The following is a 24838-nucleotide window of genomic DNA, read 5'->3' as shown; positions in this document are numbered from 1 at the left end:
AGGGATGTATCGCGTACTCCTGACGACGGTCACAGAACAGTGATAACTTCGTGGGGCAGTCCAGGCAGTCCACGCCAGCGAACTCCAGCGCCCAGGCCGAGGAGGCCGCACGTCATGAGTCCCTTCACCGGCTCCGCGACCCGCACCCCCGACTGGCGGCATCTGCGCCTGACCGTCGACGCGGGGGTCGCCACGGTCACCCTGGCCCGCCCCGACAAGCTCAACGCGCTCACCTTCGGCGCCTACGCCGACCTGCGCGACCTGCTCGCCGAGCTGTCCCGCGACAAGTCCGTGCGCGCGCTCGTGCTGGGCGGCGAGGGGCGCGGCTTCTGCTCCGGCGGCGACGTCGACGAGATCATCGGCGCCACGCTCGCCATGGACACCGCCCAGCTCCTCGACTTCAACCGGATGACCGGACAGGTCGTACGGGCCGTCCGCGAGTGCCCCTTCCCGGTGATCGCCGCCGTGCACGGGGTGGCGGCGGGCGCCGGCGCGGTGCTCGCCCTCGCCGCCGACTTCCGCGTCGCCGACCCCTCCGCCCGGTTCTCCTTCCTCTTCACCCGGGTGGGCCTCTCCGGCGGCGACATGGGCGCCGCCTACCTGCTGCCGCGCGTCGTCGGGCTCGGCCACGCCACCCGGCTGCTCATGCTCGGCGAGCCCGTGCGCGCCCCCGAGGCCGAACGGATCGGCCTGATCAGCGAGTTGACCGAGGAGGGCAAGGCCGCCGAGGCCGCGCGGACTCTCGCCCGCAGGCTCGCCGACGGACCCGCCCTCGCGTACGCGCAGACCAAGGCGCTGCTCACCGCCGAACTCGACATGCCGCTCGCCGCCTCCGTCGAGCTCGACGCCTCGACCCAGGCGCTGCTCATGAACGGCGCGGACTACGCCGAGTTCCACGCGGCCTTCACGGAGAAGCGCCCGCCGAAGTGGCAGGGACGGTGACGACGATGACCGCCGTGCCGTCCGCCCAGCCGCCCGCCGTACCGTCCGCCCGGCCGCCCGCCCAGCCGTCCGCCGGGGGCGCCGCCGCGGCCCACCGGATCGCCGTCATCGGCGGCGGCCCCGGCGGCCTCTATGCCGCCGCCCTGCTCAAGCGCCTCGACCCGGCCCGCGAGGTCACCGTCTGGGAGCGCAACGCCCCCGACGACACCTTCGGCTTCGGCGTCGTCCTCTCCGACGAGACCCTCGGCGGAATCGAACACGCCGACCCGGCCGTCTACGCCGCCCTCCAGGCCGAGTTCGTGCGCTGGGACGACATCGACATCGTGCACGGCGGCCGGCGCCACACCTCCGGCGGCCACGGCTTCGCCGCCCTCGGCCGGCGCAGGCTCCTGGAGATCCTGCACGAGCGCTGCCGCGGCCTCGGCGTCGAGCTGCGTTTTCGCACCGAGGCGCCGCCCGCCGCCGAGCTCGCCGCGGCGTACGACCTGGTCGTCGCAGCGGACGGCGTGCACAGCCTCACCCGCGAGGCGCACGCCGACGTCTTCGGGCCGAGCCTGACCGCCCACCGCTGCCGCTACATCTGGCTCGCCGCCGACTTCGCCTTCGACGCCTTCCGCTTCGAGATCGCCGAGACCGAGCACGGCGTGATGCAGCTGCACGGCTACCCCTTCTCGGCGGCCGGTGCCGGCGCCTCGACCGTCATCGTCGAGATGCGCGAGGAGGTCTGGGAGGCCGCGGGCTTCGCCGACCTCGACGAGCAGGGCTCCACCGAACGGTGCGCCAAGATCTTCGCGGACGCGCTCGGCGGCCGTCCGCTGCGCTCCAACAAGTCCTCCTGGACCACCTTCCGCACCGTCGTCAACTCCCGCTGGTCGCACGGCAACACGGTCCTGCTCGGCGACGCGGCGCACACCGCGCACTTCTCCATCGGCTCCGGCACCAAGCTCGCCGTCGAGGACGCCCTCGCCCTCGCCGCCTGCCTGGAGGAGCAGCCCGACATCCCGGCCGCGCTGCGGGCGTACGAGGAGGAGCGCCGCCCCGTCGTCGCCTCCACCCAGCGCGCGGCCCGCGCCAGTCTGGAGTGGTTCGAGCGGCTTCCGGACCACCTCGGCCAGCCGCCGCTCCAGTTCGCGTTCAACCTGCTCACCCGCAGCCGCCGCGTCACCCACGACAACCTCCGGCTGCGCGACGCCGGCTTCACCCGCTCCGTGGAGCGCGAGTTCGGCTGCCCGGACGGCACACCCCCGATGTTCACGCCCCTGCGTCTGCGCGGGCTGACGCTGCGCAATCGCGTCGTCGTCTCCCCGATGGACATGTACTCGGCCGTCGACGGCGTCCCCGGCGACTTCCACCTGGTCCACCTGGGCGCACGGGCACTCGGCGGGGCGGGTCTGGTGATGACCGAGATGGTCTGCGTCAGCGAGCGCGGCCGCATCACGCCGGGCTGCGCCGGGCTCTACACCGACGAACAGGCCGACGCCTGGCGCCGCGTCACGGACTTCGCGCACGGCCAGGCGCCCGGCACGGCCATCGGCCTGCAGCTGGGCCACTCGGGCCGCAAGGGCTCCACCAAGCTGATGTGGGAGGGCATCGACGATCCGCTGCCCGACGGCAACTGGCCGCTGGAGGCCGCCTCCCCGCTCCCGTACAAGCCGGGCGGCCAGATTCCGCGCGAGCTCTCCCGCGCCGGACTGACCGCGATCCGCGACCAGTTCGTCGCGTCCGCCCGCCGCGCCGAGCAGGCCGGCTTCGACCTGCTCGAACTGCACTGCGCCCACGGCTACTTGCTCTCCGGCTTCCTCTCCCCGCTCACCAACCGCCGCACGGACGCGTACGGCGGTGACCTGCCCGGAAGGCTGCGCTACCCCCTCGAAGTCTTCGACGCGGTGCGGGAGGTGTGGCCGGCGGACAAGCCCATGACGGTCCGCATCTCCGCCACCGACTGGGCCGACGGCGGCACCACCGCCGAGGACGCCGTCGAGATCGCCCGCGCCTTCGCCGCCCACGGCGCCGACGCCATCGACGTCTCGACGGGCCAGGTGGTCTCCGACGAACGCCCCGCGTACGGCCGCTCGTACCAGACGCCGTACGCCGACCGCATCCGCAACCTGACCGGCATCCCCGTCATCACGGTCGGCGCCGTCTCCTCCTGGGACGACGTCAACTCCCTGCTGCTCGCCGGGCGCGCTGACCTCTGCGCCCTGGCCCGCCCGCACCTGTACGACCCGCACTGGACCCTGCACGCCGCCGCCGAACAGGGCTACACGGGTCCGGGCGCCGCCTGGCCGCAGCAATACCGGGCGGGCAGCAGGCGCCCCCAGACGGGACGCACGGACGCGCCCAAGCCCAGGCTGACGTTGAGTCAAGGGTGAGCCGAGGCTGAGGAGAGGTCAGGCGTCCGGGTGCGCGAACCGGGCCCCGGCCTCCCGCAGCCGCTCGTCCAGCGCCGCGAACACCGCGGCGGAGCGGGCGCCGGGCCAGTCGGCGGGGAGCAGCTCCGCGGGCAGACCCGGGTCGGCGTAGGGGAGTTGGCGCCAGGAGTCGAGCGCGAGGAGGTAGTCGCGGTAGGCCTCCTCCGGGCGCGGGGGCTCGTCCGCACGGGCCTCCCAGGAGCGCAGCACCGGTTCGTGCCGGTCCAGGAACGCCTCGTGCTGCTTGGCCAGGGACGACAGGTCCCACCAGCGCGCGACCGCCTCGGCCGTCGCGGCGAACCCCAGGTGCTCGCCGCGGAACAGGTCGACGTACGCGGCGAGTTGGAGCCGCTCCAGGGTGTGCCGGGTCTCCTCGTAGAGGTGGGCGGGGGCGATCCAGACGCCCGGGGCCGCCGTGCCGAAACCCAGGCCCGAGAGGCGCGAGCGCAGCACGTGCCGCTTGTTGCGCTCCGACTCGGGCACGGAGAAGACGGCGAGGACCCAGCCGCCCCGCTGCCGCGCGGCCTCGGTGCCGTAGATGCGGCGGTCGCCGTCCTCCAGGAGCTGGCGGGCGTCGGGCGAGAGCGCGTACCCCGCCGCGCCCGCCCCGGTGCGCGCGGGCACGAGGAGTCCGCGCCGCTTCAGCCGGGACACCGAAGAGCGGACCGACGGCGCGTCGACGCCGACCGGCGCGAGGAGGCGCACCAGCTCGGCCACCGGGACCGGGCCGGGGGCGGCCCGCCCGTAGGCGCCGTAGAAGGTGACGATCAGGGACCGTGGAGTGTGCTGCTCGGACACGTGATCACTCTACGGCTCCGGCCGGTCCTGCCGCCCGCCGCGCAGCCGGAACCGTTGGAGCTTCCCCGTCGCCGTCCTCGGCAGCGCGTCCAGGAAGACGATCTCGCGGGGGCACTTGTACGGCACGAGTTCCGCCTTGACGAACGCGCGCAGCCGCGCCGCCGTCTCCTCGTCCCGCGCCGCCCCCTCGCGCGGCACCACGAACGCCACCGCCACCTGGCCGCGCAGCGCGTCGGGTCGGCCCACGACCGCCGTCTCCGCGACGTCGGGGTGGCGCAGCAGGGCCTCCTCCACCTCGGCGCCCGCGATGTTGTACCCGGCCGAGATGATCATGTCGTCCGCGCGCGAGACATAGTGGAAGTAGCCGTCGGCGTCGCGGACGTAGGTGTCGCCGGTGACGTTCCAGCCGTGCCGTACGTACTGCTGCTGGCGGTCGTCGGCGAGGTAGCGGCAGCCCACCGGGCCGCGCACGGCGAGGAGCCCGGGTTCGCCGTCCGGCACCGGGGCGCCGGAGTCGTCGACCACGCGCGCCTGCCATCCCGGCACGGCCCGCCCGGTGGTGCCGGGCCGGATCGCGTCGTCGGCCGCGGAGACGAAGATGTGCAGGAGCTCGGTCGCGCCGATGCCGTTGATGACGCGGTGGCCGGTGCGCTCGTGCCAGGCCCGCCAGGTGGCCGCGGGCAAGTTCTCGCCGGCCGAGACGCAGCGGCGCAGCGAGGAGACGTCGTGGCCGTCGAGCTGGTCCAGCATCGTGCGGTAGGCGGTCGGCGCGGTGAAGAGCACGGATATCCGGTGGCGCGCGATGGCGGGCAACAGGAGCTTGGGACCGGCCTGTTCGAGCAGGACCGAGGAGGCGCCGAAGCGCAGCGGGAAGATGACGAGGCCGCCGAGGCCGAAGGTGAAGCCGAGCGGAGGGCTGCCCGCGAACACGTCGTCGGGCACCGGCTTCAGGACGTGCCGCGCGAAGGTGTCGGCGATGGCGAGCACGTCCCGGTGGAAGTGCATGCAGCCCTTGGGGCGGCCGGTCGTGCCGGAGGTGAAGGCGATCAGCGCGACGTCGTCGGCGGCCGTGTCCACCGCCTCGTACCGGTCGGGGCTGCGGGCGGCGCGCACCAGCAGGTCGTCGGGCCCCTCGCCGCCGTACGTGGTGACGCTCAGCCCCGGCACCCCGGCCTTGATCAGGTCGTCCACCACCCGGATGTCGCACAGCGCGTGCCGCACCTCGGCGATCTCGCACATGGTGGCCAGCTCCTGCGCCCGCTGCTGGGCCAGCACGGTGACGGCGACCGCGCCCGCCTTCATCACGGCCAGCCAGCAGGCCGCGAGCCACGGCGTGGTGGCCCCGCGCAGCAGGACGCGCTCGCCGGGGCGCACGTCGAGCTCGTCGCTCAGCACGTGCGCGACCCGGTCCACGTGGCGCCGCAGCTGCCCGTACGTCCACGTCTCGCCGGAGGCGGCGTGGAAGGCGGGGCGTTCGGCGCCGAACCGTCTCAGGGAACGGTCCAGGAGCTCCGCGCCGCAGTTGAGGCGGTCGGGGTAGCGCAGTTCGGGGCGGTCGTGCACCAGCGCGGGCCACTGTTCGCGCGGCGGGAGGTGGTCCCGGGTGAACGTGTCGACGTGGCCGGATGCGGTCATCACTGGGTTGCCGGTGGAGTCCATGGCGGCTCTGCCCCCTTGCCTGCCGGTCGGGCGCTGTGGTGGGCTCGCGGGACGAGCGTATCGTGATGGTGACGACAGTCAACGGTGCGCGATAAAGGAGGGGCCCGGGATGACGGCATTCTCGCTCGATCCGGCACGAACCGCCCGTTGCGCGGAGCTGCGCGCGCTGGCCGCCGAGCGGCTGCGACCGCTGGCGGAGAAGGGCGAGCCGGGCCGCGTGAACCGGCCACTGGTGGCCGAGCTGGGCCAACTGGGCCTGCTGGACGCCCTGTTCGAGGAGCGCGGGGAAGCGGGTGCGGGCGCGGGTGCAGGTTCGGGTGCGGGCGGGGGTGGGTCCGGCGCCCTCGACCTCTGCCTGATGCGCGAGTCCCTCGCGTACGCCTGTACGGAGGCGGAGACCGCCCTCGCCCTGCAGGGGCTGGGCGCCCATCCCGTGCACGCGCACGGCACGCGGGCGCAGCGCGCGCGCTGGCTGCCGCCGGTGCGCGCCGGGCAGGCCGTCGCGGCCTTCGCGCTCTCCGAGCCGGGCGCGGGATCGGACGCGGCGGCGCTCGGCCTCGCGGCGGAGCCGGACGGATCCGACGGGTGGCGCCTCACCGGCGAGAAGTGCTGGATCTCCAACGCCCCCGAGGCCGACTTCTACACCGTCTTCGCCCGTACGGCCCCGGGTGCGGGCGCGCGCGGCGTCACCGCGTTCCTGGTCCCGGCGGACCGGGCAGGTCTCACCGGCACCCCGCTCGACATGCTCTCCCCGCACCCGATCGGCGCCCTCGACTTCGACGCGGTGCGGGTCGGCGGGGACGATGTGCTCGGCGAGGTGGACCGCGGCTTCCGGGTCGCGATGACCACGCTCAACCGGTTCCGGCCGAGCGTCGGCGCCTTCGCGGTCGGCATGGCGCAGTCCGCCCTCGACGCCACGCTGGCCCACACCGCCGAACGGGACGCCTTCGGCGCGAAGTTGAAGGACCTCCAGGCCGTCGCCCACCAGGTCGCCGAGATGGCCACGCGCACCGAGGCGGCCCGCCTGATGGTGTACGCGGCGGCCGCGGCGTACGACCGCGAGGGCCCCCGGGGCGACGGCATCGCCCGGCGCGCCGCCATGGCCAAACTCATCGCCACCGAGACCGCGCAGTACGTCGTCGACGCGGCCGTCCAACTGCACGGCGCCCGCGCCCTGCGCCGCGGCCACCTCCTGGAACACCTCTACCGCGAGGTGCGCGCGCCGCGCATCTACGAGGGCGCGAGCGAGGTCCAACGGACAGTCATCGCCAGGGAGTTGTACGCGCCCCTGGCGCCCACCCCTTCAACCGCCCCGACCCCGACACCCGGCGAGGAGCCCTCCGCATGAGCAGCCTGCACCGCGTCAACCCCGCCGAACTCTCCCCGCCCACCGGCTTCTCGCACGCCGTCACCGCCACCGGCTCGCGCCTTGTCTTCCTCGCCGGGCAGACCGCCCTGGACGGCGAGGGCAAGGTCACCGGGGCGACCCTGCCCGAACAGTTCGAACGCGCCCTGACCAACCTCCTCACCGCCCTGCGCCACGCCGGCGGCACCCCCGCCGACCTGGCCCGCGTCACCGTCTACGCCACGGATGTCGCCGACTACCGCGCCCACGCCGCCGAACTCGGGCGCGTATGGAAGAGGTTGGCGGGCCGCGACTACCCCGCGATGGCGGTGATCGGCGCGGTCCGGCTCTGGGACGAGCAGGCGCTGGTGGAGCTGGACGGCGTCGCCGTACTGGAGTGACGGGGGCGGGTCAAGGCGGAATGACCGGTACCGGGTGAGCTCGGCGGATCGCGGGGTACTGGATCACGACCGCGGCCACCGGGGTCGTGGAGTACGGGACGGAATGACGTTCCGCAGGAGGGGTGACCACGTGCGTGCGAGCAAGGTTACGGGCGTTATCGGCATGGTCGGACTCGGCGCGGCTCTGCTGACGGGCTGCGGCGACAGCGACGACGGAGGCGACTCCAAGCCGTTCGCCAAGGACAGCGCGGACCAGATCGCGGCCAAGGCGGTGGAGGCCACCAAGGGCGCCGAATCGATGCGGCTCAAGGGCGACATGCAGCAGGCCGACGGCAAGTCGGTGAGCCTGGACCTCGCGGTCGACCAGGAGAAGAACTGCGAGGGGACCGTCGACACCGCGGGGACCAAGGCCGAACTGCGCCACACGAACGGGACGTTGTACGTGCGCGGCAACGAGCAGTACTGGAAGAGCGCTCTGCAGAACAAGCCCGGTTCGCAGAAGGTGCTGGACAAGGTGGTCGACAAGTGGGTCAAGATGCCCGCCGACGACGCGCAGACCGCCGGCATGTGCGACAAGCAGGGCCTGGTGGCGTCGATGGACGAGGACAAGTCCACGCGCAAGGGCATGAAGAAGGGCGACACGACGTCCGTCGACGGGAAGGAGGCCATCACGCTGACGAAGAAGGCCTCCGGCGGCGAGACGCACACCCTGTACGTGGCCACGGAGGGCAAGCCGTACATCCTGCGCAGCTCCGTGAAGGGCGGCGACAAGCCGAACGAGGCCACCTTCACCGACTACAACAAGCCCGTGAAGCCCGAGACGCCGGCCAAGGGCGAGACGGTTGACCTCAAGGAACTGGCCGCCTCCGGGCGGTAGTCGGGGCGCAGGGCCCCACGCGGGACAGTGGCGCGGCGCAGGTCCGAGGAGGACCGGCGCCGCGCTCGCGTGCCCGGACGCGAACGCTTCCTTCCGCCTCTCCGGTTCCGCCTCTGCGGCCACCTCCCTTGTTACCAAGTACGGACAGAAACCGGTGAACAATATCCGCACGGGTGCCATCTGACGGGGTGCAGCCAACAGCAGATCCGGCCCGCCGCCTGCGGGGAGCAGGCGCCGGAACCGCATCCCGATCACCCGTGGGGGGATTCCCGTCATGACCACTCGCCGTTCGCGCGGTACCGTCCGTTGCGCCTCGCTGCTCGCCGTCGCGGCCGCCGCGGTGCTCTCGCTGACCGCCTGCCAGACCGGCGGTGACGACGACACAGGACCGGACGGCAAGGCCGGCTCCGTCATCACCCGCTCCATCGGTGACGGCGTCACACCCGACGCCACCCGGGCCGACGTCGACCGCGTGTCCGTCGTGCTCGGCTCCGCCGACGTGATCGACGCCCACACGTGAGTGCCGGCGCCTTCGGGGAACGTCCGACGGGAAGGGAGCAGGTGCGGATGGCGTCGCTCGCGGAGCTGCTGAGCGAGCTCAAGGAGCGGTCCGGGCTCAGTTACGGGGTGCTGGCCAAGCGGCTGCACATGAGCACGTCCACGTTGCACCGGTACTGCAACGGGGACGCGGTGCCCACCGAGTTCGCACCGGTGCAACGGCTCGCCCGGCTCTGCAGGGCAACGCCGGAGGAGATGGTGGAGGTCCACCGGCGGTGGATCCTGGCGGACGCGGACCGCGGACGGAAGCCGGGGCGCGCCGCGTCCGGCGCCTCCACCGCTACCGCCGCCCGTGCACCGGGCAACCACGGTGCCGGGCCCACGAGTTCGGCCACCGCGAACCCCGCACCCCTGCCCGAACACGGCGCGGAGGCCACGCCGACGGCCGAGCCCGGAACACCCTCGGGCCCGGGCCGCGTGACCGCCGCCTTGCCGCTGTCCCTCTCCCGCAGACGGCGCACTTTCGCCCTCGCGGCCGCCGTGGCCGCGGTCGTCGGCATCGGTTCCGCCGCGCTCGTCCTGCACGGCGGCGCCGGCGACGGACAGCGGCGCGACACCGGCCGGACCGCGGTCTCCTCGGACGCGAGCGTCCTGCGTTCACCCGGCGCGGGGCACGGGAAGGGCGACGGCAAGGACGACGCCGGGAAGAAGAAGGGCGCCGCCTCCGCCCCGCCCACCCAGGAGAAGTCCCCGTCGTCCGGTGCCTCGCGGAACTCAGGGACGGGCACCGCGCCCGGCGGAGTGCGGGGCGAGCCGGACCTGGTGACGACGCGCACCAAGCCGTACGTCTACGAGGACCCCTGCGCCAAGGACTTCCTGGTCAACCGCGCCCCCGGCGACATGCCGCAGCCACCCGCCGCCGACCAGGACGCGCCCGGCTGGGTCGGCGACCTCGGCGCGGTCTCGTCCCGCGACCAGTTCGTCGAGGTCACCGTGCAGGGCGTGGGCAGGCAGCCGGTCGTCCTGGAGCGGATGAACGTCCGCGTGCAGAGCACCGGCGCCCCGCTCGCCTGGAACAACTACCAGATGCACACCGGCTGCGGCGGCGACGTGTCCACCAAGTCCTTCGCCGTCGACCTCGACGACTCGGCGCCGCGCGCCGCCCCCGAGCACGGCCAGCGCGACTTCCCGTACAAGATCAGCGAGACCGACCCCGAGGTCTTCTACATCAGCGCCAACGCCGAAGCGCACGACGTCCGTTGGTACCTCGAACTGGAGTGGTCCAGCGGCGAACGGCACGGCGTGACCCGCATCGACGATCAGAGCAAGCCGTTCCGCACCAGCGGCAGCGCGGGACGCCCCACCTACGGCTGGCCGCCCGGCGCCACCCACTGGGAACGCCAGCTCCAGGACGGCTGACGGCGACGCGGCACCGGGGCATCGGCGCCGGGGCGGCCGGTCACTCCTTGTTGTGCTGGTTGTGCTGCAGCAAGCAGTCGTAGCCGAGTTGCATGGTGTCGGAGAGCGCCAGCGCGGTGAGGCCGCCCGTGACGGCCCGGGTGGCGTCCGGCCACAGCAGGCGGGCCCCGGTGAACGTGGTGGTCAGCCAGACGCTCAGGCAGAACGGGCAGGTGACCAGTTCACCCACGGTCGACCTGACGGCGCCGCCGCGCGGGCTCTCGTGCACCTCGGCGGGGCCCGACGCCTCCTCGTACCGGGTGAACGGCGCCCGCAGCGGGCTCGTCACGGACCCCTTGCTGAGCAGCCGGCTCAGCCGGAACACGGCGGCCGCCGTCAGCACGATGTCCCCCGGCCCGCAGCGGGCCGGCAGCTTCACCTTCCGGCGGCCCAGCACGGCGCCCCAGGCGGCCGCGTACGCCCCGAAGGCGACCACGGCCCCGGCGTGCCCGCCGACCTTGTGCTCCCCTCGCGGGTCATAGGCCCGCCCGACCCGGCGGAGGAGGGCCCCCATCCGGTGCGTACGGCCATCTTCCTGAGGTGCGTCATCCGGCTCATCGACCATGCCCCACAAGTAACCGTTTGCCACGAGAGGAAACGAAGGTCCACCTCCATGGGCCCGTATGCCGCACCCTCGGGCGCGGTGCGTCGGCCGTCCCGCTAGGCGTACACCTCTGTCTCCAGGACGATCTGGTCCACCAGCGCCGCTTCCTGGCCCGTGAAGTAGAAGTGGCCGCCGGGGAAGAAATGCTGGCCGACGACGCGGTCGGCGACTTCGTCCCAGGCCGTCAGGGCGTCCGGGGTGACCATCGGATCGTCGAGGCCGCCGAAGAGGGAGAGCGGTGCGCGAAGGCGCCCCCTCTCCCCGAGCCAGGGGTGCCAGTTCTCGACCAGCGTGAAGTCCGCGCGGACCCGCGGCGCCAGGCGTGCCCACAGCTGGTCGTCATCGAGGAGGGCGGGGGGCAGTACTCCCATCCGGCCGAGTACTGAACGCAGTTGCTGGTCCGGCAAGGTGTGGAAGGGAGGCTCCGCGCCGGGGCCGGGGCAGGCGGTGTCCGCCGCGCCGTCGTCTCGGGGGGAGCCGCAGGCGGAGATGCCGACCCAGACGGGAGCCGGAAGGGCTCGCTCGGCCAGTCGCAGTGTCGTCTCGTACGCGATGAGGCCGCCCATGCTGTGGCCGAAGAGGGCGAAAGGGGCGTCCAGGAGGCCGTGCAGGTCGTCGATGAAGCGGTTGGCCAGCGTCGGTGCGCTGTCGCACGGCGCGAGATGGCCGAGTCGGCCGCGGCCGGGAGCCTCGAGGAGGCAGATGTCCCAGTCGGCGGGGAACAGCGTCAGCCAGTTGGTGAAGGCCAGGTGGGAGCCCGCGGCATGGTGCAGCAGGAAGAGCCGCAGCACGGGATCCTCGACGGGGCGGGGGCGGATCACCGACCCCGTCAGGAGCGCTCCCTCACATAGCGGCCGTGATCTTCCGAGGAATGGCCCGACTCCAACTCCCGCCGCAGAGCCGTATGGTCGATCTTCCCGTTGGCGCTGTGCGGGAAGCGCTCCCTGTGCGCGAACCGCCGGGGCACCATGTGCACGGGGACGCGTTCGCGAAGCCAGTGGATGAGCCGGGACGGTGACTGTGCCACGCCCGTGTAGCAGGCGATGAGTTCGGTCCCCCTCGCGCCGGGCGCGGCGAGGACGACCACGCCGGTGATCTCGGGGTGCCCGCGCAACTGGTTCTCGATCTCGCCGGGCTCGATGCGGTAGCCGTGCACCTTCACCTGCTGGTCGAGGCGGCCGAGATGGACCAGGTTCCCGTGCTCGGAGCGGACCCGGTCGCCGGTGCGGTAGTAGTGCGCGGCCGTCACCTCTTCCCCGCTCGCGTGCGGAGCCGTGGCGGGCGGCCTCCCGGAGTGGTGGGACAGGAAGCGGCCCTTGTCGTCCTCGGGATCCAGATACCCGTCGAAGCGCTGAGGTCCCCGGACGCAGAGTTCGCCCTCGACGGCGGGCCGGCCCTCCTCGTCGAGCACGACGTGTTCCAGATGGTCGTGGACCGCTCCGATCGGAACCGTGCCGTTGGACGTCTCCGGCCAGGCCGCCGGGTCGCCGGGCAGCCAGAACGCGGTGCAGGTGACGGTGAGCTCGGTGGGGCCGTAGGCGTTCTCGATGGCCGCGTTCGGCGCCGCATCGTGCCACAAACGGGCCTGGTCGTACGTCAGTTGCTCGCCGAGGAAGACCGCGTGGCGTAGCTCGGTGGCGCACCCCCCGGGCAGGTTGCGCAGCTCCGCCGCCACGGACACCACCGACGGCACCGAGACCCAGTGCGTGATGTTCCGGCCGACGACGTAGTCCACCGGCGTGAGCAGTTCGCTGCGCCGAGGTGCGACCAGCGTCGCTCCGGCGCCCCAGGTCACGAACAGGTCGAAGACCGAGGGGTCGAAGGTGAAGTCGAAGGTGTGCGAGACACGGCAGCCGGGCCCGACGTCGTAACGGTCGATGGTGTGGGCGATGTACGGGGCGAGGTTGCGGTGCCGGATCGGCACGCCCTTGGGGCGCCCGGTGGAGCCGGAGGTGAACAGGATGTACGCGAGGTCGTCCGGACCGGCGCGGTGGGGCGGGACGTCGGGGGCGGTGAGCGCGTCGGTCCTGTCGTCGTCCAGGCGCAGAACGGTGATCCCGGAAAGCCCTTCGACGGCGCCGAGTTGAGGGGCACCCTCGGCGTCGGCCAGGATCGCTTCGGCTCCGGCGAGGGCGACCACCGCGCGGTTGCGGGAGAAGGGGTAGGCCGGATTCAGCGGGACGACGGCAGCGCCGAGGCGGAGCACCGCCAGGTAACCGGCGAACGCGGTCAGCGTGCGGGAGGCGAGCAGGGCCACCCGGCGGGGGCGGCCGCCGTGGGCCCGCACGAGCTCTTCCGCGACGGCGGCCGCGCGACGGTCGAGCTCCCGATACGTCAGGACCCGGCCGGCCACCTCCAGGGCGACGGCGGACGGAGTGCGGCGCACCGAGCGGTCGAACCAGTCGTACAGAGAAAGGTCGGTCATCAGCGGCCTCCTTGCGGCGGTCGGTCGGTGAGGAGCCCGGCGAGTGCGGAGTTCCGGGCGGCGGCGAACTCCAGGCCGCGCCGCAGCCGTTCGGCGGTGGGTGCGACATCGTGGCCTGCTCCGCGGAGCCAGCCGGACCAGCCCTCGGCCTCGAACCGGGTGCCACCGGGGGCGTACCGACGCAGCTGGACGTCCGCCGGTTCGGGCACCTCGCCGGAGCCTTCACGGGGGTACGAGGCCAGGGCCTGCCGCCACTCCGCATCGGAGACGCCGGTCGTCTCCCGGCCCGTCGCACGGCCCACGAGGGCGCAGAGCTGACCGGGAGTGAGGGTGTCCGCGCCGCACAGGTGATAGGCGCGGCCCACCGAGCCGGGCGCGCGCGAGAGCCGGGCGACGGCCCGGGCGACCAGATCGACGGGGGCCATGGCGAGACCGCCGCCGTCACGCGGATGCACACCGGTGGCCAGAGCCTCGGCCAGAAACCGCCACAGCGGGTCCGTCGCATCGCATGCACCGGTGTCCGAGGCGCCCAGCAGGAGCCCGGTGCGGAACACGCGGACGCTCATGCCGTCGCGCTCGGCGCGTTCCAGCAGCCGTTCGGCCACCCATGCGGCCGTGGCCGCCCCGTCCGCATCCGGGCGCAGCGGCTGCTCACGCAGTTCCTGGACCGTGCTCATGGCGCCGAGCGAGGGGCCGCACGCGGACACGGAGGACAGGCAGCTGAACTCTCCGACGCCCCTGGCGCGCATCCACGTCAGCAGGTCGGCGAGCGGCACCACGGACGTGCCGCGCAGCTGGGGGTACGAGCGGCTGTGTGCGGTGGGTTCGGCCCGGTGGACGACATGGCCGATACGGCGATCGTCGTGGTCGGCGAGCAGTTTGCCCAGTGCCGTCGGCTCGCCCAGCAGCAGCGGGACGCGCGAGGGAGCGGGCTCCGGCAGACCGAGCGCCAGTGCGCGAGAGCGAAGCAGGGCCCGTGCCTCCTCCTCGGTCGCTGCGTGCACGACGCAGTGCACGTCCGCGTCGGTGGCCGCGAGCAACTCGTGCAGGACGAAGGTGTCCAAGGTGCCGGTGACGGAGGTCAGCAGGGTGTCCGGTGCGGTGGCGCGCGGTGTGCCGTCACCGCGGCCGAGGCCCAGGGCGAGGTCCGCGTCGATCACGTCGGCCGCGGGCGGCGTCGGCGTGGCCCGCGTGGTCTCCCCGGTCCCGGACCGCAGGCCCCGCACCGTCGTGGCCAGTCGGCGCACGGTGACCTGGCCGCCGCCGACGCGATGCAGGTCAACCGTGACGCCGTACAGCCGTTCGATGTCCGTTTCCAGGCGCAGGGAGGTGAGCGAATCGCCCCCCAGAGCGCCGAACTCGTCGTCCAGACCGATGGCGCCCTCCCCGAACAGCTCGCGCCACAGCTGCAAAAGGCCCTGCTCGATCGGGTCGGCGCTGCCGGGGACAGGGGGCGCGGGTGTGCTGCGGGACGGCTGCGCGGATTCCGGCGGCGAGACGGCTTTCGCTGTCAGGGGAGGCAGCCGGTCCAGCGCCCAGTGGCGGGTGCGGGTGAACGGGTAGACGGGCAGGCGGACGCGCCGGCCACGCCCCCGCGCCAGGACCCCCCAGTCGACGGTGGCGCCGTGCAACCAGGCGGCCGTGACCGCAAGCTCCACCTGGTCGGCCAGCTCCGCCGGGCCCGCGAGCGGGGAGATGACATGCCGGCCGGGCGCGGCGTCGGCGGCGCCGACCACGATGGTGAAGCAGTCGTCGGGGGCGTGCCCGTCCGCCGGCCCTGCCACCGTCTCGCAGAGCCCGGTGAACGCCTCCGTCAGTCGAGCGACGACTGGCCGCGCCGCCTCCTCGTCGCCGTGCACCTGCACGCGGACCCGGCGTACGGGCCGCGGCGTGCCGGGAGCCGGCCGGCGCAGTGCGTCGGGCAGGAGCCCGGGTGCGGCGCTCACCACGCGGCGGTGGCCGAAGGACGTCCTGCCCACCCGGAGCGTATGAGCGGCGTCCGCCGCGAAGGCCGCGCCGTCTTCGTGGGCGAGCGTGTCGGCCAGCAGGGCGGAGAGGGATGCGAGCTCGTCGGGTGTGCGGGCCGAGAGCAGGAGGTGTTCCCGCTCGCGTTCGGGTGCCCGCGGGCGGGTGGGCGCGGGCGGCGGGCCGAGCACGACGGCGGCGTTGGTTCCGCCGAGCCCCATCGAGTTGACGAGCACGTGGCGCTCGCCGTCCGCGATGGCGCCGCCCTCGGCCGAGATGGTGAACGGGCTCTCCGCGAGCACTCCGGGGCTGCGTGGACGTCGGAAGAGGGGGTGCGGCGGCAGCAGGCCGGTACGGGTCACCTGGACGGCCTTGATGAGCCCGGCGATCCCCGCGGCCGGTCCGCAGTGCCCGATGTTGGCCTTCACCGAGCCGAGGCCGCAGTAGTTCACGGGCCCGCCCGCCCCGGAGCCCGCCCCGGAGCGCAGGCCCGTGGTCAGACCGCGGAGTTCTATCTGGTCGCCGAGCGGTGTTCCGGAACCGTGCGCTTCCACGTAGCGCAGCCGTGTGCCGGGGACGTTCGCGACGTCCAGCGCCGTGCCGACCACCCGCGCGACACCGGCGGGGCTCGGGGCGGTGAATCCGGAGCGGGCCGATCCGTCGTTGCCGACCGCGGTGCCGTGCACGACGGCCAGCACCGGATCGCCGTCGGCCAGGGCATCGTCGAGTCGCCGCAGGGCCACCACGCCCACGCCCGAACTGAACGACGTACCCGTGGACATGGCGTCGAACGGGCGGCAGTAGCCGTCCCGGGACTGGAGGCCACCGGGTTGGTACCGGTAGCCGAGCAGCGGCTCGCCGACGCACGCGCCGCCCGCGAGGGCCAGGTCGCACTCGCCGGACAGCAGGCTCAGCGCGCCGTAATGGACGGCTGTCAGCGCGGAGGAGCACGCCGTCTGGACGCCGATGGACGGGCCGCGCAGACCGAGCTTGTACGCGACGCGGGAGGGCAGATAGTCGGCGAGGCCGCCCAGATGAAGGGGGATGTCGTCGACGCTCGCGAGGACGCCGCCCTCGCGGGCGCGGTGGACCTGGAGGGCCGTCATGTAGGTGCTCGGACCACCGCCCGCGAAGACGCCGGTGACCAGCGGTGTCTCCAGGGGCGCGTGCCCCGCTGCTTCCATCGCGCCCCAGCAGGTCTCCAGGAAGATCCGCTGCTGGGGATCGGTCGAGTCGGCCTCGCCGGGCGAGTACCCGAAGAACTCGGCGGCGAAGTCCTCGGCGCCCGTGATCCCGGCGGCCCGTTTCACGTAGTCGGGCGCGGCGATCTCCTCGTCGCTCAGACCGGCGGCACGCAGCCGGTCCACGTCCACGTCGTGGACGGAGACACGGCCCTCGCCGATGTTCCGCCAGAACTCCTCGGCGTTCCGCGCGTCGGGGAAACGGCAGTCGACGCCTACGACGGCTATCGCGGTGGCGTCACTCATGCGGGTACTCCCCGGCGCCGGGGGCCGCGAGCCGTCTGGACCGGTCGAGCAGACGCGTGCGGTCCGTCGTGCGCGGGGAGGGCCCGCTGCTCCCCGGCCCGGATGCGTCGAGCTCACCCGACAGGAAGGCGGCCTGTGCCCGCACGGTGCTGTGCTCGAACAGGTCGGCGGCTTCGATGTCCCGACGGGTGAGCCCGGACAGCCGATCCACGAGGAGGACGAGCAGCAGCGAGTCGCCGCCGACGTCGAAGAAGTTGACGTCGTGCGGGACGGAGGGCACACCGAGGATGTCACACCAGATTGCGGCGATGTCGGCGGTCGGGTCCGATGCCGGCGACTGCATGGGCTGCAGCACGCTTACCTCCAGGTCGGTGGTCAGATCACGGGCGGCGACGGCCAGTTCGGCGAGCAGAGCGTCGACCGTCGAGGGGTCGAAGAGAGCGGTGGCGTACGAGAGGGTCAGCGTCAGGCCCTCCGCCGTGTCGGCCGCGACGAACTCCAGCTCGTACTTGCCTCTCGGCCGCGGCGGCGTCAGATGGCGGGCGGTGATGGAGGCGCCCAGAGCCGGGACGCGAGGCGGGTCCGCCACCGCGTCGACGAACACAGGGGTCACGGGCGGGCGGCTGAGGTCCCGACCGGGATGCAGCTCGGCCGTGAGCGCGTCGAAGGGGGTGTCCGCGTGCCGGTAGGCGGTCATGGCGGAGGCGCGGACCCGCGTCAGGAACTCCCGCCAGGTCGGCTCGTCGGTGAGATCGGCCCGTACGACCAAGGTGTTGACGAACATGCCCACGGCGGCGCCGCTGCCCGCCGCGTCGCGCCCGGCCCACGGGAAGGCGAACAGGAAGTCGCGCTGGCCGCAGCGCCGGGACAGGACAGCGGCGACCAGCGCGGTGAGCGTCATGAACGTCGTGCAGCCGAGCGCACCACCCGTTTCCCGCAGCCGTTCCGACAGTTCGGACGGCAGGAGCAGCTCGCGGCTGTCCGCCGTCACGTCCTGGACCCTGCCGCGGGCACGGTCGTGGGGGAGCACGATGTCGGTCGGGGCCCCGGCGAGAGCGGTCAGCTGCGCCTGCGTACCGCCCGACGGCGCGACGGCCGCCAGCGCCGCCGGATGCACGGGCGGGGGCAGCTCGGGGTCGGTCCCCTCGCACAGGGCCCGGTAGGTGGCGGCGAGTTGGTCCATGACGATGCCCAGGGACCAACCGTCGCTGACGATGTGATGCACCCCGTACACCAGGAGCGTGCGGTCGGCGGACAGGGCGATCACCGCACCTCGCGCGGGCGTGCCCCGGGCCAGGTCGAAAGGGGCCCAGCACAGCTCGGTGACCAGTTCATCGACCTGATCGGCGCTCAGGCCACGGGCGTCGAGCGCGCGGACGGCCGGGGGAGCCGCGTCGGTGCGGCAGAACACCCGCCGCTGCCGGGCGTCGACGTGGAAGCGGGAGCGCAGCGCCGGATGGCGGGCGAGCACCGCGGCGAACGCCGCACACAGCAGCGCCCGGTCGACGGGCCCCGTGAACTCGACCACGCTGGGTGCGAGGTACGCGGAGCGCAGCGGGGACAGCCGGTCGATCAGCCACAGCCGCTGCTGGATCGCGCTCGCCGGATGGAGTGCGTGTTCGTCGACCGGAACCGGCCGGCTGTCGGCGGGGGCGCCGTCCACCGTGCCGAGGCACCGCGCGAGCCCCTCCACGGTGGGGGAGGAGAGGAAGGACCGCAGGGAAATGGGGCGCCCCCACTCCTGCTCGGCCGCCGCCAGCATCCGCACGGCGAGCAGGGAGTGACCGCCCAGGGCGAAGAAGTCCGAGTCGGGGCCGAGATCACCGGCCTTCGGCGCGTCGCCCGCGCGCGCCGACTCGGCGAGCCAGTGAGCCATGAGCTCTGCCGCGCGCCGGTGGGCGGCGGTGCGGGCGGCCGTACGGGGCTTCGCGCGGGCCAGCGGCCTGGCCCGCATGGTGGCCAGCGTCGCGAAATCGACTTTGTCGTTCGCGGTACGGGGCAGGGAGCCGACCTCGTACACCTCGGCGGGCAGCGCGGCGGGCGGCAGCCAGCTGCGCAGGGGGCCGAGCAGGTCCTCCCGGGTGGGCGGTGCGGCGGCTGTCTCCACCAACTCCACATGGGCGACCAGCCGGGCCGGTTCGCCCTCGGCGTGCACGGCCGCCGCGCGGACGGCGGGGTCCGCTTCGAGCAGGTCGCGGACCTCGCCGGGGTTGACCCGGTGGCCCAGGATCTTCACCTGGTCGTCGATCCGCCCCAGATACCGCAGTCGGCCGTCGGGCCGCTGCTGTACGAGGTCACCGGTGCGGTACATCAGCGCGTCGGGGTCCGCGCCGAACAGGTCCGGCAGGAAGGCCGCCGCCGACTGCTCGGGCCGTTTCCAGTACCCGAGGGCGACACCGGCACCCGCCACGTACAGCTCCCCGGGAGTGCCGGGCGGCAGCTCCTCGCCGTGCGGTCCGAGCACATAGACATCCGTGCCGGGCAGCGGCGACCCGATGGACGGGTCCCCCTCAGCGGCCGGATCGACGTGGGCGCACGTGCTGTTGCAGGACGCCTCGGTCAGGCCGTACACGTTGCGCACCTGGACGTCCCAGCGTCGCGCGCACGCGGTGGCGAGCCGGCGCGGCAGTGGTTCACCGCCGACGTACACGACGCGCGGCGTGGTCGGCGCACCCTCGGCGCACGTGTCGCCGTCGAGCATCGCGTGCAAGAGGGTGGGCGTGAGCGAGCCCGCCACGGTGACGCCTTCGGGGCCTCGGAGATATCTGAGCAGGGCGCGCGGGTCGCGGCGTTCGGCGTCGTCGGCGATGACCGCACGGGCCCCGGCCAGCAGCGCCTCCATGACGTTGAACGGGGCCGGGTCGAATCCCGTCCCGGCCGTGACCAACAACCGGTCCTCCGGGCCGAGTCCGCAGTCCTCCGCCCACCACAGTGCGGTGTTCAGCAGGCCACGGTGCGGCACGACCACCCCCTTGGGGAGGCCCGTCGTGCCCGAGGTGTAGATCAGGACCGCGGGATCCTCGCCGTCCGGGGCGACCGGCTCCGCCGGGGCGTGGCCATCGGCTTGGGTGCTCCGGTCGCGAACTCCCTCCAGCCGTACGGGCGTTACGTCGACACCGAGGGTGTCCAGAAGCCGCGCCCCGGCCTCGTCCACCAGCACGACGGACGCCTCCGTCTCCCGCAGGACGAACGCGAGCCGCGCCGCGGGGGTGTCCAGGTCCAGAGGGACGAACGCGGCGCCGGAGCGCAGAGTCCCCACCCATGCGGCGACCAGGGCGCCGCCCCGCGCACACAGCACGGGGACGAAGCGGCCACGGCCCGCGCCGCTCGACCGCAGCCGCTGGGCGACCGCGGCCGACCAGGAGTCCAGCTCCCGCCAGCTCAGCAGCGCCCCGCCCGAGGACACCGCCGTCCCCTCGGGCGGGACTTCGGCGAGCCGGGCCGCGAACGCCTCGACGACACTGCGCCGCCCCGCCGCGAGGTCGCGCCGCTCACCGTGGACAACTCCCGCAGGGGCGGCGCCGGTTGGCCGACGGCTCACAGGGTGGTCACGCAGTGGTGTACCGGGGGAGCGTACGGCTGCTTCGAGCAGGGCTCCGTAGCTCTTGGCCAGGGCCCGTGCCGTGGCGGGGGCGCACCGGTCGACGTCGTACTCGACGGTGCCCGCCACACCGTCCTCGTCGTACTCCAGGACGAACGAGACGTCCCGCTTGGCGGTGCCGGTGGGCAGCATCACCGGCGGCTCCCACCGGGACGGGCCGTCGGGTTCGGCCGACGGCGCGTTCTGGAGGATGAAACCGATGTCCGAGAGCCCGCTGTACACACCCGGGGCCCGCTTGGCCACCTCGGCCGTGAGCCCGTCGAACGGCAGCGCTTGATGGCGGTGGAGGCCGAACGCCTCGGCGCGCGCGGCGCCGCACAGTTCCTCGAAGGTGGCCCGCGGGTCGGGGCGGCAGACGAGCGGCACGGTGTTGGCGAAGAGCCCGACGGTCTCCTCGACGTCCGGTCCCTGCCGGCCGGCGGCGACGGTGCTCACGACGAACTCCGTCCGCCCGGACCACCGTTGGACGACAGCCTGGAACGCGGCGAACAGCACCGTGAACGGAGTGGCCCGCAGCCGGGCCGCCAGCCGTGCCACCTCCGGCACCAGGTCGGCGGCGAGCCGGAACTCGTACTGCTCCCCCCTGCGCGCCCCCTCGCGAACGGGCGGCCGCGGCTGCGCGGGATCGAGCACGACCTCGCCCAGGGCGGGCAGCAACTGCGTGACGCGCGCGTCGAGGTCCGCCCGGGCCTCGGGGGAGGTGAGCGCCGCGGCTTCCCGGGCCGCGAAGGCGGAGTACTGCAGGGGGAGGTCGGGAAGGCGCACCGGCCCGCCCCGCAGTGCCTGTTCGTAGGCGTCCGCGAGATCCCCGTACAGGGAGGGCAACGACCAGCCGTCGACGGCGATGTGATGCAGCGTCAGCAACATGTGGTCCCGCCCGTCGCCGCCTCGCCACACCGTGCACCTCACCGGTGGCGCGGCCGAGAGGTCGAACCCGGCTCGGGCCGGGCGGGCCAGCTCTTCGGGACCGGGCGCCGCGCCTGTGACGACATCGACGGGTACGGGGGCAGGCGGGTGCACGAACTGGACGGGGCGGCCCTCGTGCAGTCCGTAGGTGGAGCGCAGCACCTCATGACGGGTGACGAGCGCTTCGAGTGCGTCGGTCAGGGCCGGTACGTCCACTCGCTCGTGCCATCGGGTCAGCAGAGGGACGTTGTAGGCGGCCGTGCCCGGCGAGATCGTCGCGACGTACCAGAGGCTTTCCTGTGCGCGGGACAGCGGGGCGACGGACGTATGGGGCGGGCGCCGCCCGGCAGGCTGCTCGTGATCGCCCATGTCAGCCGCGTGCGCCCAGGTCGACAGGGCGCAGGGTCAGGAACTCCCGGAGCTCGGCGAGGTACAGCAGTGCCACACCGGACAGGACGGCGGGTCCGGTCATGACGGCGTACTCCAACGCGTGGCTCCACAGCGGGACATGGGGTGCGAAGAGCCCTCCGGCAGCCAGCGTCAGAGCGATGCCGTTACGGACCAGGTGGATGCCCGACACGTCCGCTCCGGAGGATCCGGTGCAGCCGCAGGAGACCGCGCGGCCCGAGCGCATCACGTGCGCGAGATAGCCGGTGAAGCCGATCAGCACGGCGGCGGCGACGAGGAAGCCGGCGCGATCGCTCAGCAGGAGCCCGAGGACGGCCGCCGCCTCCGCCACCACCACCGACCAGGCCACCGCCGACGACCGCAGCGGCAGGCTGACCGTCGACCCGATGTGCTCGGCCAACGCCTCGATGTCGCGCAGCTTGGTGACGGACGAGAAGACGAACATGGCTGCAAGCGAGAGCTTGCAGAAGATGAGCACGAGGTCCATTTCCCCTGCCTGCGGTTTCTGGAGTCGATGACGGTTTCTAGAGTCGATGACAGACGGAACCGAGCACACGGTCGGCCTCGAAGGGGCCCATCTGCCGGGAGTCGAAGCTCAGTCGGGCGTTGTCGCCCAGGAGGAAGAGGTGCCCCGGGGGCACCTCCACCGGCTCTCCGGAAGGCGGCGACCAGATGTCCCCCGGCGTGCCGACGACCCGCTTGATCAGCCAGCGCCGGCGTGCGACGTCGACACCCGGCGCCCCGAGGCCCGCCGCCGGGGACGGCCAGGCCCGGTCCTCGATCGACGGCATCTCGACGACCACTTCGCCGCCCTTGGCCGGAACCCGGCCGCGCCGCACGATGACCCGGTCGCCGGGTTCGTAGGCAGGGCGCATGCTCAGCCCGGTCACGGTGACGACCACGAAGGACCGGCGGAGCCCCCACAGGAGAGCCGCCGTGCCGACGACGGCCGCGGAGACCGAGAGCGCGACCGTGACGGTCGCATCATCGAGATCCTTCAGCATGGTCTGCCCTTTGCCGCTGGTGGAGGGGCCCGGTCGGCCGCCCTCACGCAGTGTGTCCCCGCGCGCGGTCGTCGGCCTTTCGGCGATCTGTCACCGCTCTGCCGCCGGATCCGCCAGAAAGATCCGGGACCGAACGGCGAGATGTCGGCCCACCACAGTCGTCCTCATCGACAGCGGCGAGAGGAGGTGGACCCCTTGCGAGAACAGGGAGCGGAGGGGCCGAAGGGCTCGGGCGGCACGATCGTGACCGTGCGGCGGGCGCTGGCCCTGGTGTTCGGTACGGCGCCGTGGCTGACGGCACTGTACGTGGCGGGGGCTCTGGCCGCCGGAGTCGTCCCGGTCCTCGTGGCCTGGTGCACGAAGGGGTTGCTGGACCGCCTGATCTCCGGGGCCCCGTTCTCCGCCGTCGTCCTGCCCGCGTCCGGAGTGGTGGCGACGGGAGTGCTGATGGGGGTGCTGCCGCACCTGAGCAGTTTCGCCGGTGCCCGGCTCGGCCGGGCCGTCGCGCTGAAGGCACAGACGGATGTCTTCGCGGCGATGGAACGAATGGCCGGCCTGGCCCGCTTCGAGAGTCCTGCCTTCCTCGACCGGCTCCGGCTGGCCAAGCAGGCCGGCAGTGGCGGCGCCGTCCAACTGCTCGAGAGCGCTCTGGGGATGGCGCGGGCGGTCCTGACGATCCTCGGGTTCATGGGCTCGCTCCTTGCGGTGGCCCCGGTCCTCACCCTGTTCGTGCTGCTGTTCGGAGTCCCGGTGCTGGCCGCGGAGCTGTCGATCGCCAGGTCGCGCGTCGGACTGGCCTGGAACCTGAGCCCGAGCGAACGGCGGGAATTCTTCTTCGACCAGTTGTTGTCCAGCGTCGAGGCGGCGAAGGAGATCCGGCTCTTCGGCCTCGGGGGGTACTTCCGTCAGCGCATGCTCGCCGACCGCGGGACGATCAACGCGGCCCGCGACAAGCTGGATGTCAGGACGCTGCGCATACAGGCGGCCCTCGGCCTGGTCGCCGCGGTCGTCTCGGGCGCCGGACTGATCTGGGCGGTCTGGGAGGCGCACCGGGGCAGGGTCTCCGTCGGCGACGTGACGATGCTCGTCGCCGCGGTCGCCGCGATCCAGGGTGCGTTGGCGGAGTTCGCGGTCCGGGCGGCGTCCACGCACGAGGTCATGCTGATGTTCCAGCACCTCCTGTACGTCCTGGAGGCCGACGGTGATCTTCCGATCGCCGCGGAACCGCACGAGGTGGCACCGCTGACGGGGTCCATCGAACTGCGCGACGTGTGGTTCCGGTACGGGGAGGACAAGGACTGGGTGCTGCGCGGCGCCAGTCTCGAGATCGTCGCGGGCCGCGCGACAGCACTGGTCGGACTGAACGGTGCGGGCAAGAGCACGCTCATCAAACTGCTGTGCCGCTTCTACGATCCGACCCGCGGCCAGATCCTCTGGGACGGAGTCGACATCCGCACCATGGACCCGGCGGAGCTCCGCGAGCGCATGGGAGCCGTATTTCAGGACTACATGGAGTACGACCTCACGGCGCAGGAGAACATCGGCCTGGGGGATCTGTCCGCCATGGAGAATTTCCCGAAGGTCCGGCACGCGGCGATCCGCGCCGGAGTGCACGAGAAGCTGGACTCCCTGCCCCGGGGGTACGACACGCTCCTGTCCCGCATGTTCTTCAGCGAGAGCGACAAGGACGACGACGAGACCGGTGTCGTGGTCTCCGGCGGGCAGTGGCAGCGTCTGGCCCTGGCGCGGGCCCTGCTGCGGGACGACCGGGACTTCCTGATTCTCGACGAACCCTCCTCCGGCCTCGACCCCGAGGCCGAGCACGAGATCCATCAGACCTTGGCCATGTACCGCAAGGGACGTACGAGCCTGCTGATCTCGCACCGGCTCGGTGCGGTCCGGGAAGCCGACCACATCGCGGTTCTGGAGAGCGGGCGCATCACCGAGAGCGGCACCCACGACGAACTCATGTCGGCGACCGGTGTCTACGCCCGGCTCTTCACGACACAGGCGGCGAACTACCAAGTCTCGGCTTGAAGTTCGCCCCAC

General features: G+C 73.1%; 17 protein-coding genes. 8 read left to right on the top strand and 9 right to left on the bottom strand.

The features are described from left to right. The first annotated feature begins 114 nt into the window (after positions 1–114). Both ACFYO9_RS20190 and ACFYO9_RS20185 read left to right on the top strand, forming a co-directional pair. Positions 115–942: an enoyl-CoA hydratase family protein gene (locus ACFYO9_RS20190; RefSeq protein ID WP_355804823.1), complete on the top strand. Its 828-nt coding sequence runs from the start codon at positions 115–117 to the stop codon at positions 940–942. Between the two features lie 5 nt (positions 943–947). Beyond that, on the top strand, positions 948–3314 hold the full coding sequence (locus tag ACFYO9_RS20185; RefSeq protein ID WP_358775324.1) for a bifunctional salicylyl-CoA 5-hydroxylase/oxidoreductase: 2367 nt from the start codon (positions 948–950) through the stop codon (positions 3312–3314). An 18-nt stretch (positions 3315–3332) separates the two neighbouring features. Here the strand turns inward: ACFYO9_RS20185 and ACFYO9_RS20180 are convergent, their stop codons facing one another. Together ACFYO9_RS20180 and ACFYO9_RS20175 are read right to left on the bottom strand one after the other, a co-directional pair. Continuing rightward, positions 3333–4151 (bottom strand): PaaX family transcriptional regulator C-terminal domain-containing protein, encoded by an 819-nt coding sequence (locus ACFYO9_RS20180; RefSeq protein ID WP_355804829.1) that lies wholly within the window; start codon positions 4149–4151, stop codon positions 3333–3335. A gap of 9 nt (positions 4152–4160) precedes the next feature. Continuing rightward, positions 4161–5810, bottom strand: a complete 1650-nt coding sequence (locus ACFYO9_RS20175; RefSeq protein ID WP_358775322.1) for an AMP-binding protein — start codon at positions 5808–5810, stop codon at positions 4161–4163. Positions 5811–5919: 109 nt separating this feature from the next. Between ACFYO9_RS20175 and ACFYO9_RS20170 the strand changes: the two genes are divergently transcribed. The 5 genes from ACFYO9_RS20170 to ACFYO9_RS20150 all read left to right on the top strand — a co-directional run bounded on the left by ACFYO9_RS20170 (position 5920) and on the right by ACFYO9_RS20150 (position 10350). Next, the gene (locus ACFYO9_RS20170; RefSeq protein ID WP_358775320.1) at positions 5920–7158 is read left to right on the top strand and encodes an acyl-CoA dehydrogenase family protein; all 1239 of its coding nucleotides are present in this window, start codon (positions 5920–5922) and stop codon (positions 7156–7158) included. Then, positions 7155–7556, top strand: coding sequence for a RidA family protein (locus ACFYO9_RS20165; protein WP_355804838.1), 402 nt, complete (start codon positions 7155–7157; stop codon positions 7554–7556). The genes ACFYO9_RS20170 and ACFYO9_RS20165 overlap by 4 nt, the downstream gene beginning before the upstream one ends. Before the next feature lie 130 nt (positions 7557–7686). After that, positions 7687–8433: a hypothetical protein gene (locus ACFYO9_RS20160; protein ID WP_358775319.1), complete on the top strand. Its 747-nt coding sequence runs from the start codon at positions 7687–7689 to the stop codon at positions 8431–8433. A 274-nt stretch (positions 8434–8707) separates the two neighbouring features. After that, positions 8708–8953: a hypothetical protein gene (locus tag ACFYO9_RS20155; protein WP_358706088.1), complete on the top strand. Its 246-nt coding sequence runs from the start codon at positions 8708–8710 to the stop codon at positions 8951–8953. Between the two features lie 47 nt (positions 8954–9000). Then, entirely contained in the window at positions 9001–10350 is a 1350-nt protein-coding gene (locus tag ACFYO9_RS20150; protein ID WP_358775318.1) for a helix-turn-helix transcriptional regulator, read from the top strand. Between the two features lie 40 nt (positions 10351–10390). Here the strand turns inward: ACFYO9_RS20150 and ACFYO9_RS20145 are convergent, their stop codons facing one another. From ACFYO9_RS20145 to ACFYO9_RS20115, 7 genes are all read right to left on the bottom strand, one after another. Then, positions 10391–10954, bottom strand: coding sequence for a DUF1360 domain-containing protein (locus ACFYO9_RS20145; protein WP_388666467.1), 564 nt, complete (start codon positions 10952–10954; stop codon positions 10391–10393). Between the two features lie 95 nt (positions 10955–11049). After that, entirely contained in the window at positions 11050–11814 is a 765-nt protein-coding gene (locus tag ACFYO9_RS20140) for an alpha/beta fold hydrolase (RefSeq protein WP_358775315.1), read from the bottom strand. A gap of 8 nt (positions 11815–11822) precedes the next feature. Further along, entirely contained in the window at positions 11823–13418 is a 1596-nt protein-coding gene (locus tag ACFYO9_RS20135) for an amino acid adenylation domain-containing protein (protein ID WP_358775313.1), read from the bottom strand. Continuing rightward, positions 13418–16870 carry a beta-ketoacyl synthase N-terminal-like domain-containing protein gene (locus tag ACFYO9_RS20130; RefSeq protein ID WP_358775311.1) on the bottom strand — a complete coding sequence of 1151 codons (3453 nt, stop codon included), beginning with the start codon at positions 16868–16870 and terminating at the stop codon, positions 13418–13420. Before ACFYO9_RS20130 ends, ACFYO9_RS20135 begins: the two co-directional genes overlap by 1 nt. Next, positions 16863–21746 carry an amino acid adenylation domain-containing protein gene (locus ACFYO9_RS20125; RefSeq protein WP_358775309.1) on the bottom strand — a complete coding sequence of 1628 codons (4884 nt, stop codon included), beginning with the start codon at positions 21744–21746 and terminating at the stop codon, positions 16863–16865. The genes ACFYO9_RS20130 and ACFYO9_RS20125 overlap by 8 nt, the downstream gene beginning before the upstream one ends. A gap of 1 nt (position 21747) precedes the next feature. Then, entirely contained in the window at positions 21748–22272 is a 525-nt protein-coding gene (locus tag ACFYO9_RS20120; protein WP_358775308.1) for a MauE/DoxX family redox-associated membrane protein, read from the bottom strand. A 37-nt stretch (positions 22273–22309) separates the two neighbouring features. Beyond that, positions 22310–22789, bottom strand: a complete 480-nt coding sequence (locus tag ACFYO9_RS20115) for a S26 family signal peptidase (protein WP_358775306.1) — start codon at positions 22787–22789, stop codon at positions 22310–22312. A 186-nt stretch (positions 22790–22975) separates the two neighbouring features. Between ACFYO9_RS20115 and ACFYO9_RS20110 the strand changes: the two genes are divergently transcribed. Then, positions 22976–24826, top strand: coding sequence for an ABC transporter ATP-binding protein (locus ACFYO9_RS20110; protein ID WP_388666464.1), 1851 nt, complete (start codon positions 22976–22978; stop codon positions 24824–24826). Positions 24827–24838 lie beyond the last annotated feature (12 nt).

Source organism: Streptomyces sp. NPDC005863 (genome assembly GCF_042871345.1).
GTDB lineage: Bacteria > Actinomycetota > Actinomycetes > Streptomycetales > Streptomycetaceae > Streptomyces.
This window is presented reverse-complemented; position numbering and strand designations above follow the sequence as displayed.

What these genes read in the sequence shown, in the direction of transcription:
- ACFYO9_RS20190 (WP_355804823.1), top strand. Translation starts at nt 115, where the DNA reads ATGAGTCCCTTCACCGGCTCCGCGACCCGCACCCCCGACTGGCGGCAT.
- ACFYO9_RS20185 (WP_358775324.1), top strand. Translation starts at nt 948, where the DNA reads ATGACCGCCGTGCCGTCCGCCCAGCCGCCCGCCGTACCGTCCGCCCGG.
- ACFYO9_RS20175 (WP_358775322.1), bottom strand. Translation starts at nt 5,810, where the DNA reads ATGGACTCCACCGGCAACCCAGTGATGACCGCATCCGGCCACGTCGAC.
- ACFYO9_RS20170 (WP_358775320.1), top strand. Translation starts at nt 5,920, where the DNA reads ATGACGGCATTCTCGCTCGATCCGGCACGAACCGCCCGTTGCGCGGAG.
- ACFYO9_RS20165 (WP_355804838.1), top strand. Translation starts at nt 7,155, where the DNA reads ATGAGCAGCCTGCACCGCGTCAACCCCGCCGAACTCTCCCCGCCCACC.
- ACFYO9_RS20155 (WP_358706088.1), top strand. Translation starts at nt 8,708, where the DNA reads ATGACCACTCGCCGTTCGCGCGGTACCGTCCGTTGCGCCTCGCTGCTC.
- ACFYO9_RS20150 (WP_358775318.1), top strand. Translation starts at nt 9,001, where the DNA reads ATGGCGTCGCTCGCGGAGCTGCTGAGCGAGCTCAAGGAGCGGTCCGGG.
- ACFYO9_RS20145 (WP_388666467.1), bottom strand. Translation starts at nt 10,954, where the DNA reads ATGGTCGATGAGCCGGATGACGCACCTCAGGAAGATGGCCGTACGCAC.
- ACFYO9_RS20135 (WP_358775313.1), bottom strand. Translation starts at nt 13,418, where the DNA reads ATGACCGACCTTTCTCTGTACGACTGGTTCGACCGCTCGGTGCGCCGC.
- ACFYO9_RS20130 (WP_358775311.1), bottom strand. Translation starts at nt 16,870, where the DNA reads ATGAGTGACGCCACCGCGATAGCCGTCGTAGGCGTCGACTGCCGTTTC.
- ACFYO9_RS20125 (WP_358775309.1), bottom strand. Translation starts at nt 21,746, where the DNA reads ATGGGCGATCACGAGCAGCCTGCCGGGCGGCGCCCGCCCCATACGTCC.
- ACFYO9_RS20120 (WP_358775308.1), bottom strand. Translation starts at nt 22,272, where the DNA reads ATGGACCTCGTGCTCATCTTCTGCAAGCTCTCGCTTGCAGCCATGTTC.
- ACFYO9_RS20115 (WP_358775306.1), bottom strand. Translation starts at nt 22,789, where the DNA reads ATGCTGAAGGATCTCGATGATGCGACCGTCACGGTCGCGCTCTCGGTC.